The sequence below is a fragment of the Lewinellaceae bacterium genome (assembly GCA_020636135.1).
Lineage (GTDB): Bacteria > Bacteroidota > Bacteroidia > Chitinophagales > Saprospiraceae > JAGQXC01.
The window spans coordinates 48,703-62,670 of the sequence record JACJYK010000004.1 but is presented as its reverse complement, the minus strand read 5'-3'; the positions used below and the strand labels follow the sequence as shown (position 1 = coordinate 62,670).

Sequence of the window (13,968 nt, the reverse complement as noted above, 5' to 3'; positions counted from 1 at the left end):
GCACAACCCCCAACCGCGCCTTATATTCACCCTGAGCAACCTTAAAACCTTTAATGAACACTTCCCAGGATATCATACCCCGTATCTTGCAGGGTGATACTCACATCATTGAATCGCTGTACCGTGAGAGCCGAGAGCCCTTCGTGCGCTGGGTCCAGCAGAAGTACAATGTCCAGGAGGACGTAGCGGTAGAACTCTTCCAGATGGCCATGGTGATCTTTTACGACAATGTGATCTCCGGAAAATTGACCGAAATGAAAAGCAGCGTGTCCACCTACCTCTTTCAGATCGGGCGCAACAAAGCCCTGGAATACCACCGGCAGCGAAGGCGCACCTACGGCGATGATCTGAGGGATACCCTCGCACATTACGTGACCCAGGAGACGGGTACCGAACACGAAGAAGTGGAGGAAGAGTACTTCATCATGGACCAGGGCATGCAACTGCTTGGCGAACCCTGCCGCAGTCTCCTCTTTGCCTTCTATGTGCAGAACAAAAGTATGGAGGAACTGGCTGAAGAGATGAACTACAAAAATGCGGATACCGTTAAAAACGTGAAATACAAATGTTTGCAACGGCTGCGCAAGCTATGCGACGGTCTTAAAGGCTCAAATGAGGAGATATGAGGTTGACTGCTGAGGAATTGCACCGGTTGGATGAATACCTGCTCGGCCGTGGATCCGGTGAGGAACGTGAATACCTACGTGAAAAACTGGATGCTGATCCGGATTGGCAGGCTGCCGCTCGGGAACAGCAACAATTGATACGGCAACTACGCTTTGCCACCTTTCATGAACAGTTAAAAGGATTGCAGGAGATAGAAAAAAAATTGAATGAACCGGGTGACCTCGCGAATGAATCTGCATTAATAGCTAACAAAGGGGCTGGACGACATTATAAAACCCCGATTATGACAGAGGAGACACCCAACCGGGACGCCCTCCGGTTCCATGGCCTTATGCAGATGGCCCGGCAACTTCAATCGATTGAGCAGCAGGGCCATCCGGCAGGCCGGGAACGACCCGGGCGACGACGGCAGTTTGTAAGAATTATCGGCATCGCTGCCGGCTTTATGATACTGATCCTGGCACTGTGGCCCTGGATGAAACCACCTACGGAAGGTGAACGATTATTCAACGCGAATTTCATCGCACCTGATCTGAACTATCAAACCCGTGGTAGTGACCAGGTCTCCATTGATTCGATTCAAAAACTGGCGTATGGTGCGTACATCACCGGCGAATACCGGCTTTCCTTGCGCTACTTTCGCAAACTCGGCTATCTTCCGGATTCTACCTACGTGAAGACTTATGGCCTCACCCTGCTACTTAACGACCGCCCACAGGAAGCCATCGAACTATTCCAGCAAGGCAAACAACAATGGCCGGAGGGAACTAAATGGGACCAGTGGATCGGATGGGCATTACTCAAGGAAAACAGAGTACAAGAAGCTGAGGAATATATTAACTTGGATCATTGATCAATATTGACCAGGCCCCGGAATATCTGCCAATGTATTGATATGAGCTCAAACCAGTTATCCGGGTGATGGTCGCTGAGTGGACTGAATTTGGGTTTGAATTGTTTTTTGGGTGTGCCGTTACGCATTGGAAGAAGAGCCTGGCCTTTGTTGGGTTTGTTATTGGCCGGCGCGTGTTTACATGACCCGCATCATGACCAAACAACTAGCCATGCCCCAGACGTTATAGATTCCAGCTGTATTTACGACCCTGGCCTGACCTGGAATCTGATGGATACTCCATCCCGGGATTATTGCGTCACTTATCAGATGCTCTCCCGCCAAACCCCGGAAATTCAATCGCGTCTTGATTCCATCTATTTTCAATTCGTGCAGATGGTATGCGACTCTTCAGCTACCTGGGCGAAGTTTCGTGATCTGCTCCATAGCCTGGAAAACACCGGTTGCAGCCTGTATCTGGAAATTGCGGGGATTAGCCTGGAACGATTCAGTGTGGGGATGAGCCCGGCAGAGCTGGAGGATGTGCTTATGCATGCGGTGCGCGCAAATATTTCCATTTATGGCTACCATGCGATGCCCGTAATCCGGGCTAAACAGCGCCTCGCCGATTTATTCCGGGTGAATCAGAAATACCTGCGGGCGGACACCTGCTATCAGGAATGTATTGATCTCTTGAATCAAAGTTTCCCGGACTCTCTTGATCTGCTGGAGCGTGCCCTGTCTTACCACGGGACGATGAAAAGGCACCAGTCCGAATACGACAATGCCCTGGCGGACTTCAGGATTTGCCGCAATTTGATTGCACGTATGGGCGACGATTCGCGGTTGGCTTTTGTGTGCAATGAAGAGAGCATCATCCATGGCAATAGCGGGAACATTCCATGGTCACTGGTCCTGGTTGACTCCGCCCTGTATTACGGGAAAAAATACCATGATCAGGGTCAGATTGCCAAATCCTATCTTATCAAAGGCACCTTGTTGTCCTTACAGCGGCATTATGAAGAAGCCCACCGGATGCTGCTTGAGAACCTGAACTATGCATCTTCTCCGGAGAATAAGCTGGAGATCTATGGGAAGATCATCAACAACCTGGTACGCCTGAATAAACTCGATTCCGCTCAAGTCTACCTGGATCAGGCTGATACCGACGCGATAAACAGCCCGAAGTCACTGGCGTATTTCAGCTACCAGTGTTTTCAGTACTACCGGGCCAAGACGGATTTTCAGCAAGCGCTCCGGGAGATCAATAAGGCGCTGAATTTGACAAATCCAGCCCTGGGCTCCCTGATCCATTCCATCGAGCCGCCTCCAACCAGCCAGGCATCCCTGGACGAATGGGCGCTCTATTATCTGGGACAGAAGGGGGATTTGCTGGGAGGTCAATACCTGTTGACCAGTGATGAAAAATATCTGAACGCGTGCCTGGATCATTATACCTACATCGACGACTATGTCCGGCAACATTTCCGTTATTCGGATTCAGGTGATGAACTGCATGCCGTAGACCTGCTGAATGAAATGTATTTCAAGGCGATGGCGATATTGGTTCAGGTGGCAGAGCGTGAAAATACAACGGCATATGACGGGCTTTTGAATAAGTATGGTGAGCGCATGCGATTCAGGAAGTTATTTCAGGACTTTGATCTCCTGGAAGAGGTAACCGATAACGATTCACGCCTCAAAGGGTTCGTAGAAGAGCTGATCGATAACCGGAATCTGGTCCCCGTGACCTGGAATCCACAGCAATCACTGGAAGGCAATGAATACGCCACAGACCGGAAGAAAAATGCCATTCTGGACTCGCTCGCTAAGAATTACCCATTGATCCTGGAAATGTATTTTCAACGGAAGGAAGTGTCTGTACAGGAGGTGACCAGCTGGAATGCCGCCAATAAAGCGACGGTTGTGGCTCTTTTTTCCAACCTTGAAGGTGATGTCATTGGCCTGATTTATGGAAAAGGTGTCCGGCATTTTTATTTGCCGGCCAATACCCCTGCCGGGCAGGAATGGTATGGCCAGGTGAATATTCCACAGCAAAATGAAAAAACCTGGCCTGAACATTTGTTGTTGGCCAATGAGATCAGATCCCTGGTAGACTCAGCGACCGGGAATGTCGTATTCCTGGCAGAAGGAAATCTTGAAAAAATTCCTTTCGGGAAATATTTTAATGACCGGTATGCTGTTTATTACGGTTATACCCTCTCCAGGCTGGTGGGCTCTCCAATAGCGGGTGACCTTAAGCTGGATAATCATCCATTACTCAGCTTTGTTCAGTCGGACCACCGGGGTGCAGATTTGCCCTATACCTACCGGGAAGGGACGTGGTTGCAGAAAAAATACCCACTGAGTCGCGTCTTTTTCGGAGAGGATGCCACCATACGGAATTTTAATAAATACCGTGCTGATTACGATGTTTACCATTTTGCTTTGCATGGCATCAATAATCAATCCAATCCAGCTTCCAGCGGTATTCAGTTTCAGGACGGACTGCTTAACATTGTGCAGATCGGAAAAGAAAACTGGGCTGGAAAAACCATTATTCTGAATATTTGTGACGCTGGCACCGGGCCGGCTACTTCTGGGGCCGGTGTATTATCGATAGCCAAAGCATTTATAAATGCGAACTTAATTATTGCCCCTATTTATCAACTCGATGATGAGCAGGGTTACCAAGGAATTAAAGCCATTACCGCTTATCAGCGGATGGATGAACAATACCGGTGGATTATTTATTGAGCTTTATTGAATCATGGTTTTTTATAGTTATATCATGGCTGAATTAATCCATTTCTAATAATTATCCCTGGAGATCGGATTTAATAAATAATCGATGGTACGGATATTGCCATTTTCCAGGACTTTTACATTTTGGATCAGCACAAATCGCATGTCTCCGGAAGAGGTGACGGCATCAGGTATCCGGTAGTAGATCGGTTCATCCATATTTAAGGTGTACGCGGTGGGGCCCTTTTGAGCGGTAAGCTGATAGGGGCCGTTGAGATACCAATACGTGGAGGATTTGAATCGTTCCACACCATCCATCACCTTGATGTTGTGTACGTTGTGGACTGAACTTCCATTTTGAACGGACATCGTTCCGGTGTAGTATGTTTCCTTTTGTTTGTCAATGTATTGATTGGCTATCCAGTCATCCGGTAAGGCGATGACATGAGCCTCCAGTTGTAGGGTATAATTTCCGGGGTCATTTCCTTCGACATAAAAATGATCCAGGATCATCCGGGTATTTACATGGTTGCTGATATCGGAATAACCCGGATTATAGTAGGCGGTAAAAGATAAATCCGGGTCTGCTAATGAATATTGAATTTCTTCAACCTGCATGGACTCTTCCGGGTTTTGCGGATTGGTAAACGTGTGGGTGTTCGCGACAAAAGATGTCCCTCCTGTAATATGCCCCAATACATGTTCTTCTGCCGAAAATAATTGGAAATATTCCGGGCAAAAGTCATCATTTACCGGGTAGTATGGATATTTACTTGGATTTTCGTAAATAAAAAAGAATACTGTTGTTGCCAGGGCGGCAACGAAATTGGCGTTTTTCATACGATTGCGTTTATCTATTATGCCCTGGCGTGAAAAAGGTAACCTTACTGGATTTTAAAATTGTGTTACTCCTGGAGTAATTTAAGACTTGCCCTTCCGTAGTTAATAATAATTGATTCCCATGATGTGCCGGAAAATTGAATTATTTCAGGGGTATAGCTTTGCCCCAGAAATTGTAGGTGGCAGGTTTCCAGCCGGGTAAATAATTTGTTTCCAGCTGCACGATGCGGAAACCATTTTGAGTGAGTAATCCGGGAATGTCGCGATTGATCTGGCATCCACCGCTGAAAGTTTGCCACACGGGATTCAGCCGTTGCTGCCATTGGTATACCGGTGGGTCCGGGGATAATCCATGTTCTGAAAAGTAAAAAGCACCGGTTGGCTTTAAGACCCGTACCATTTCCCGGAGTGCCCGGTCGATGTCCGGAATGGAGCATAAGGAGAAGGTAGATACGATGGAATCAAAGGTATCCGATTCGAAGGGGAGGGTTTCTGCACTGCATTGGAGGTATTCCACCGGAAACCCCAGTTGGTCCAGTTCGACTGTACACCTGTTCCAGATTTCGATGGCCGGATCCAGAGCGATCACTTTATGGACTTTATCCGGGTTATAGTGCAGTAGATTCAAACCGGACCCCGCCCCAACTTCAAGCACCTGACCACTGGCATAAGGGACAACCTTCAGGCGCTGGGAGGTCACGATCTGGTGGCGACAGATGGAATCTACCAGATAGGGAAGCAGATATTTGTTGTACAATCCCATCTACAGGCGCTATGTTATTCCAGTTGCATTGAATAAGGATAGTAACGTTTCAGGGTGAAGAAAGGATTTTAATTATTCCGGAAAACAACTTCAGTCGCCATTATTTCCAGTCATCGGTCTCCAGTTTGAAGACAGACTCCACCGGTGTCCCGAAGACGTGGGCCATTTTCAGAGCAAGCAGGGTAGATGGTACAAATTTACCCGATTCAATTGCATTTACAGCCTGCCTGGAAATCCCGATACGCACCGCAAGTTCTGCCTGGGTCCAGTTTTTCCTGGCTCGTTCTACCTTGATACTGTTCTGCATATTAACTGTATTTACGATGGGCTCTCCACCAACCAATGGCATAGAATAATCCCATAAAAGGAACCATATCCAGATAACCCCAATGCTTCTGGTCCAAAGGTATGACCTGGTCCAGCATGCCTAATGTCATCAGGAGCAATAAGCCCAGCAGAAAGGCGACGATCACGGCCTCAGTCTGAATCTTCCGTTGTAATTCATCCATCGAAGCGACTTCACGGATGATGGTGATGAGGAAAATAAAAAAGAAAATGACGGGTACCAGGGATATTCCAATGCCTGCCTTGGTTGGCAGCTCGACCTGTCTGATAACCAGCAAACAAATAAGGTAAATTGCTCCCCAGAGCAGTGCGGTTGCCCTGGTTTGTTTCTTTCGCAATCTGGTTTTGCCATACATACTGGTTTTGTTTTGTTTAGGCAAAGATATCTGATCATGACAAAATGTAAAGAATAATAGACTAAATGATAAGAATATACGACCTTGTTTGATTTAATTGGTATCAGTGATCGGAGGGTGTCAGCTGATAGAGCCCACTCGCATGGGGTGCCAGAGATTCCTCGTATGTGGTTGCCCACATCCCAATGTCCTCGCCGGTCCACAGATTGGTGATGTGGCATGAATCAGCCATTCCTGCAAGGGACAGATCGGCCTGGACCACATTTTCGGTTCCGCTTAAGTTGAAAAGAGCCAGATAGTAAGTGTTATCGTTGGGATTACGTGCGGAGATCACCAGGGTGCTATCCTGCCCGGAGAGTTTACGGACCCCGGTACATTCCCGGTGCATTTTAAGAACGGCTTCGTTGGTCAAAAGGGATATGGTAAACGGGTCGTTGGAGGGAAGGTCTCCTCCAAAGAACAGGGGAGATTTGGATATGGTGAACAATGTCATCAGAGTGTTCTGCTCGTCGGGAGTCAGGCGGGTCTGCCGGTCCGGTCCCCGCTCACCACGGATGGATATCCTGCCTAATGGGATCATATCACAATCCGGCCAGGTCCCTGGCTCGATATACGGGTACCATGGTGGAGCAACGTCCATCAGGTGAAGAATGTGAGGCCAGGTGTCCCAGACGTCGTCGACCATGCGCCACATATTGGCATGATTCCGTACATGTTCTGCTGCTGTGAGCGGTGTTGCACCCGGTGACAGGCTGAGTACGATGGGGCGGCCACACTGATCGATGGCATGACGGATCAGTTCAATTTCCTCCTGGTGGTAAGGTCGGGCAATATCATCCACTTTTACAAAATCGACACCCCACTGGGCGTAAAGGTTAAAAATGGAGTTATAATATTCCTGGGCTCCGGGCTGGCTGGCCACGATGGTATAATTGTCACGGAGCCACTCGCATTGCATTTCCGGTGAATAGATCTGATCGGCAGTGATCCCTTCGGTCCCCAGGATGGGCATTTTCTTTTCAACGTCAATTTTCGGGACACCTCGCATGATGTGGATCCCGAACTTTAATCCCTTATCGTGAATGTATCCAGCCAGATTGGTGAAGCCCTGCCCGTCTGCGGCCGTTGGAAACCGGTTCACGGCAGGAAGGTAGCGTCCATACATATCAATGACATAGCGGGGATCCGTCTGATTGTAGCCACCGGCTTTGGTATTCTCCACAAACCACCGGATATCCACAACGATGTATTGCCACCCAAAGGAGGCTAGATTTGCCGCCATATAATCGGCATTGGCTTTAACCTCCTCTTCACGTACGGTAGGCCCATAGCATTCCCAGCTGTTCCAGCCCATTGGTGGAGTAGGAGCCCAGGATTTGAAAGTCCCGCCAGCAACAGTAATTTGATCCTTATCCGGAGTCGAGCAGCTAACACTCCAAAAGATAAATCCGATCAGTATGGATACCCATGGAAAATAACGCCTTTTCATCCGGTTAAGATAACCAATTGCGCCCAAAAGTGCTTTACAGGCAACCGGAGTCAATATGCGAATGGATCCACCAAATTACCAGGAATCCTCGGACGGGTAACGGTCATCAACCACCAAAATCCGCGGGATGGAATCGTGCCAGCCCCTGGGAAAATCACTGAATAACACTGAAAAGGGCTCGAATGGGATGTAACGGCAAAGTGACCGCCCCAAAATGGTCATTAATTCCGGCCGCTTGCCGGAGGTGGTGACTATTTTAGTCCGGGTCAGCATTTTGCCAACTGATTTTCCCCAGACGGCTTCAGTGATGCTGTAATAAAAAAAAGTAGAGAAGTAAAAACTGATCCACAGTATTCCCAGCAGCATAGAATTGTCCTCCTGGAAAAGATTTTCACGTGCAAATAAAATAGAGAACAGGATAACATAAATGCCAAAAATGACCATGCGGTCGATCAGGAAATTCAGGAATCGTGTTCCTTTATTTGCCACATATCTTTCGGGATTCTCCCAGTCAGTAGCTTGCTGGTCTAAAATAAGGTTGTCCATGTTACGGTATTTAGAAGATAAGTAATAAGTGAAGTAATTGAATGTGACTAAAGTAATCAATCTGATAGAGAGTAAACTGGTTAGGGTTGGTTTACCTATGCCAATGGTGAATATATTCACGAAGTAACGACCAAAGTGAAATGGCTTAGCAGCAAAAAATTATTCCAGTGTACATTCTATTGTAATCGTATGCCGTAAAGGTGATGATGATAGGATCAGGTCGTTTTTTCATCGATCACAAAATACATGGGTATGGCACCTTTGTTTTTTGCTTCTACCATGCCGCGGTATTCGCAATTAAAGTGATCCCTGATCAATGCATGGGTTTCTTCAGATACATTCACCCGCCCAGCCGTTGCGGTTTCCTGTAGGCGGGCAGCCATATTTACCGTATCGCCCCAAATGTCGTACTGGAACTTACTTAGCCCCACCACGCCGGCAACGACAGGTCCGGTATGAACACCAATGCGCATCTCGTAAAAATTCCGCTGTTCCTTCTGCCGCGATTCTTTTAATTGCAGTACCAGTTGCTGCATTTCCAGAGCGGCCCGCACAACTTCGATGGCACCCGCGCGGTTGCTTTCCGGAATGCCGCCGGCAGCCAGGTAAGCATCCCCGATGGTTTTTATCTTTTCCAAACCGTTCCGGAGGCAGATCTCATCAAATTGCTTGAAATAATAATCCAGGTCAGATACCAGCTCTGAAGGACTTAATGTTTCCGAGATCTTGGTGAAATTCATGATATCCGAAAACAGCACAGACACATTTGGAAAGCGTTTCGCTGTCGTTTGACCGAACCGGCGCAATTCGTCAGCGGTTTCCTGGGGGAGTATATTACGCAACAGTTGGTCGGTTTCATCTTTTGCGCTTTGTAATTCACGGTTGACGCGATCCAGGTCTCGTGTGCGCTCCTGCACTTTGTCTTCCAGATGGGTATAAACCAGGATATTGTCCAGGGAAACTTCCAGCTGGGCGCAGATGGTGCTGAAAAATTCTACCCGCTCGTGATTAAAAAGGTTTTCCTGCAGATTATTTTCCAGATACACGACCCCTTCCGGTTGATTATTCACGATCAGAGGGATGCACAAAGTAGACAGTGGCCGGTATTTCCGGATATAGGGATCTGAAGTAAATTGTTGGGCCAGGGATAGGTTCGCTGCCGCATATTTTTTTTTGGTCCGGGCAACATAAAGGATCACTTTTTGGGGTAGTGTTTCCCATTGTGCAGTGGAATTTTCCTTAGGCGAGAGCAAATCCTCGTCGCGTATGGATGCGCGAAGCTCGAATACTCCCGCGTCGTTCCTGAGGCAAATGGCCGCATAGGTGGTACTGGCATTTTCACGTATGATTCGTATCATCACATTCAATAAACCCTCAACCGAATTTTCGGATGCGAGTGCTTTATTGCTGGCAATGATGGTATTCATATCGCGCACATTCTGGTAACTGAATGCGTCATTTTGTTGCACTACACTGGATTCATCCCTCAGGATAGCCGGGTGTTTATGGATCAGGTCATTTAATTTCGCTCGGGCACCCCAGGTTTTATAACATGAAAATGATTTTTTAAGCATCATTTCGCCAAACTCCATTTTACCGGTTTGTATATAATAGAGCGCCAGTTGCTCTCGGAATAAGGCTTCCAGATGAATAAACTGTTCTTTTTTGGCGTGTTCAATCGAGGCCAGATATTGCTTTATGGCTGCATCTTGTTTTCCATGATACTGTAACCGGCAAGCCTGAATGAAATACAACATGCCCTGAAAATTGTTAGGCGCGTTTATGGCAAATAGCTGCATGGTTTTCTCCAGGCTTTTAAGATCCTTCAGTCTTTTATTTACCTCATCAGGTACTTTGGATAATGGTAAGTGTTGGTAACTGGCGAGGGTGTTGACGAGTACAAAGGTCGGATAGGTGATTTGGCGTGAGCTGGCTTCATCACAGTATTTATTTGCCAGGTCAATAAATTTGATGCCTTCCGAATAATTGTTGAATATGCAGGCCAGTAATAATTTGCCGTGGTAATAATCGAACTTACTTGCCTGGTCCTGGATTTCATCCAGTTTCTCAAACATCTTTTCCTGATCAAAACCATTGTATCGGTATGTTAAAGGGTCATCCTGGACCTCGATCAGATTGTGTACCATTTGATTTTCTATGGCACTTATCAGGTAGACCAGATCCTGATTCATTTCCCGGATCTCTTTTAGGATGTTGGATTGATTTTCAAATACCTGAGGTAAATATTGCCCGGTGTAGAACCGCAGTGCAGAATTGTAATAAAGACCAAAACTGGCATAAAGCAAATCACCCATTTTTTTAGCGAACTGATAGGCCTCTAGTAAAGGCTCAAGTGAATTTCTCAGCGGTTCACGCCAATAGGATAAGAAGCCATGGAAAATGACCATGACTCTGGCTCTTACTTCGTCTGCTTTTAATTTATTGACCAGTTCTAAAGCCATTTTCCCAAATTCATACCCTTTTTTAATTTGCTTCATGAATGTGCTGAGGGCAAATCCAAACGAAGTGTAAACGTAGGGTGAATATTTACAGTTACCATATCTTAGGGATAATTGCATTTCCCGGAAAGAAACGACTGGAAGGATGTCCGGAGCAGAGCCAAACACACTGGTTGCAGATTTGACCATGAGTTTTGTGAACGAATAGGCATGAGGGTTTTCCATGGGAGGCAGATCCAGCAAATCAGTAATTTTTTTACCGCGCAATAACCACAATACGCGGGCAAACTCCTTCATAATGGTTGCCTTGCCAGGGTTCCTTTTGATCGGATAGCCCAATTCTTCAACTACTTCAAGCAACAGGTTGATGGTCTCGTCAAATTGATGTTTTTGGGAAAAATAGTCGAGCTTGATATCATAAGCAGGTATTCGGTCAATAACATTCTTGGCTCTGTCGAGCGATGTTTGCAGCCATTCATCTCCCTGCGTATGTTGGTTGGCCACCATGGCAACCTCTCCGCCAGAGTGAAATAATTTCAAGGTTTCTTCGTAATTATTTTGCCAATCATCCTCATCAATCAGGGCAATCACTTTATTAAAGTGATCGCAGGACAAGGTAAAAAATGACGCTTTCCGGGCCAGGTCGGCAGCTTCGTAATTAGCATTTTTTACACTGGATTTATTTTGTTGTAAAACATCCGGAGCAATTTTGTTGTAGTGGTATGCTTTAGCCAGTGATTTTTCCAAAGTAAGATTTTGTGGACCGTTGAGCTCCAGAAAACTGGCAATTTTATGGTGGATTTTTGCTTTATCAGTTGCCGGGATGGACTCCAGTACGTATTTGTAGATATGCGGACTGGTGAAAGAATAATAACCATGTTTATTGGTTTCCAGGATCGCCTCCGCTACAAGTATTTCCAGGTGGGAAGTGACTTCAGCAGGCGACTCTTGAAGGAGGTGTTCAAGAATTGAAACTTCAAAATCACGACCAATGCATGCGGCATAGGAAAGTACCGATTGAAGCTTACTCGTATATCCTTCTATTTTTCGTTGTTGATCTTTATTGACATTTTGACTTACTTCAATCGCTGAAATTTCGTCCCATTTAAATTCCCATTGGTCTTTGCGATAATTGAATGAAACGAGTTTTCTTTTTTGGATGGTTTGCAATAGCTGGAAAATAAAATAGGGATGCCCCAGTGTCTTGCGGTACATCAGATTGGCAAAGTCAGCGGAAGGACGTTGGTGAAACAGACTCGTGGTAAGCTCCTGTACATCATTCGCGGTCCAGGCTTCCAGCGTAATAGCCGCCAGGATCAGGTCTTTCATTTCGGATTCCTGCCAAAACTGTTCCTGGTAAGCAGTTTGCTCATGCCCGGGTTCAAAGGAGACGATAAAAGTCAGATCATGAATTTGAGGGGAAGATGCCAGCGCTCTTAAGGTGTCGCAGGTCGCTTTATCTGTTTCGTGAAAGCCACTAAGATGAATCAGGAGTGGGATGCCGGCGATGGAAATACCCTCGAATATTTTTACCAGGATTTCAGTGCTGTCGAGGTCCAGATTATTTTGATCCGGCGGATTTTCATTGCCTGTAAATATCCATTCGAAAGAAGCAATGTTGGTAAAAAAAGAGGTGCCGATCTTATCGGTGATGGAAAGGAAAATGGCTTTCCAGGATTCCAGATTTTCACGTGATTCCGTTAAAAGGAATTCGCCCAGCTGACTTAATGCCTCAATGAGTCCGGCTTGCGGTTGTCTGAATGTAGAGCGATTACTTGCTCCTTCTATCAGTATGATCTGCTCCTGATTCAGGAACGATTTAAAATGGTTAACAAAGGATTGTTTGCCAATCCCCGCTTCGCCTTTCAGACTGATGATATTGAGATTCGCCCGGTCTGCGTGGAGAAAATCGGTGCAAAGCTGGTCTAATTTTGACTGATGTCCATAGAGACGGTCGGGTATGTGAAAAATGCTTTTTCCGTCCTGCGTGCCCAGGATAATTGAGTGATCAGATCCCGCCTTTCCATTTTTTTGGATCAAATCCAGGTCATACCATAAACTGTAGCAGGATTGATAACGTTTATGGGGATCCCTGTGGAGTAATCGCCCGACCATTTCAATGAGGGGCTGCGAGATATCTGATTTAGGGAAATGGATAGGCTTGGATAGGATTTCATCGATGAGATCAACCGGATTGGTGGCTGAATAAGCATAATCTCCGGTTAACAGGGAGTAGAAGACCATACCAAGTGAATAAAGATCAGCACGATGATCGGGTACCGCGGATAACGCATTCAGACGCTCCGGTGCGATGAATCGGATCTCGTCGCGTTTAGAGGTGACCTCCAGCTCGGATGCCATTGTGGGCGGACCGGCAAAACTAAGGTCGATGAATCGGACCTGCCCTGAGTCCGGGTCGAAGATGAGATTCCCGGGGGCTATGGATTGATGGCAAATGCCCTGCTCATGGAGTCTTTCCAGGAGTGCAACCATCTGCAGGGCCAGGGGGATAAAATCTTCTTCTGCAATTTTACTGACCGCTAATGGCTCACCGTGGAAGTACGTATAACAATACCCATCCCTCCCCTGAAATACACCTTTGCGGATAGGAGTGCGTACACCGCTGAAGTTAATGCGGGAGGCAATATCGTATTCGTTGGCCAGCAGGGCATGCACGCCGGGATCCAGTTGGGGAACTTTCCAAACAAGCGGGTTCGAGTTCGAATGATCGAATTCAAAGAATACCTGTGACCTGGCACTTTGATGTATGAATTCAATCTTGCTCACCGTTCCCATTTTGCAGTTCAATCAGGTTCTGATCCTTTCGGGATAAATCGGTTGTGCACTGTTGGCCTGGAAATGCCAAATTGTTGAGAATGTATAATTTGTATCTGAGTTCCAGATTGTACATGCCGTATATTCCAAGGTCATTCAAACCCGGGCGTTCATCTGTGCCGGTAACAACG

The 13,968-nt window shown here is 46.7% G+C and carries 10 protein-coding genes; 3 read left to right on the top strand and 7 right to left on the bottom strand.

The genetic code is table 11. The features are described from left to right. Positions 1 to 53 precede the first annotated feature (53 nt). The 3 genes from H6570_22200 to H6570_22190 all read left to right on the top strand — a co-directional run bounded on the left by H6570_22200 (position 54) and on the right by H6570_22190 (position 4,216). Positions 54 to 626 (top strand): sigma-70 family RNA polymerase sigma factor, encoded by a 573-nt coding sequence (locus tag H6570_22200; protein MCB9322010.1) that lies wholly within the window; start codon positions 54 to 56, stop codon positions 624 to 626. Beyond that, positions 623 to 1,480, top strand: coding sequence for a hypothetical protein (locus H6570_22195; GenBank protein MCB9322009.1), 858 nt, complete (start codon positions 623 to 625; stop codon positions 1,478 to 1,480). Before H6570_22200 ends, H6570_22195 begins: the two co-directional genes overlap by 4 nt. Positions 1,481 to 1,750: 270 nt before the next feature. Beyond that, the gene (locus H6570_22190) at positions 1,751 to 4,216 is read left to right on the top strand and encodes a CHAT domain-containing protein (GenBank protein MCB9322008.1); all 2,466 of its coding nucleotides are present in this window, start codon (positions 1,751 to 1,753) and stop codon (positions 4,214 to 4,216) included. Between the two features lie 54 nt (positions 4,217 to 4,270). Here the strand turns inward: H6570_22190 and H6570_22185 are convergent, their stop codons facing one another. From H6570_22185 to H6570_22155, 7 genes are all read right to left on the bottom strand, one after another. Next, a complete protein-coding gene (locus H6570_22185; GenBank protein ID MCB9322007.1) occupies positions 4,271 to 5,044 on the bottom strand; it encodes a hypothetical protein in 774 nt (257 codons plus the stop codon). A gap of 142 nt (positions 5,045 to 5,186) precedes the next feature. Then, a complete protein-coding gene (locus tag H6570_22180) occupies positions 5,187 to 5,807 on the bottom strand; it encodes a class I SAM-dependent methyltransferase (protein ID MCB9322006.1) in 621 nt (206 codons plus the stop codon). A gap of 100 nt (positions 5,808 to 5,907) precedes the next feature. Next, on the bottom strand, positions 5,908 to 6,114 hold the full coding sequence (locus tag H6570_22175; GenBank protein MCB9322005.1) for a helix-turn-helix transcriptional regulator: 207 nt from the start codon (positions 6,112 to 6,114) through the stop codon (positions 5,908 to 5,910). A gap of 1 nt (position 6,115) precedes the next feature. Beyond that, a complete protein-coding gene (locus H6570_22170; protein ID MCB9322004.1) occupies positions 6,116 to 6,508 on the bottom strand; it encodes a hypothetical protein in 393 nt (130 codons plus the stop codon). A gap of 103 nt (positions 6,509 to 6,611) precedes the next feature. After that, positions 6,612 to 7,997, bottom strand: coding sequence for a glycoside hydrolase family 27 protein (locus tag H6570_22165; protein ID MCB9322003.1), 1,386 nt, complete (start codon positions 7,995 to 7,997; stop codon positions 6,612 to 6,614). Between the two features lie 75 nt (positions 7,998 to 8,072). After that, entirely contained in the window at positions 8,073 to 8,543 is a 471-nt protein-coding gene (locus H6570_22160) for an RDD family protein (protein MCB9322002.1), read from the bottom strand. A 215-nt stretch (positions 8,544 to 8,758) separates the two neighbouring features. Next, complete coding sequence (locus H6570_22155; protein ID MCB9322001.1) at positions 8,759 to 13,789, bottom strand: AAA family ATPase; 5,031 nt, start codon at positions 13,787 to 13,789, stop codon at positions 8,759 to 8,761. Positions 13,790 to 13,968 lie beyond the last annotated feature (179 nt).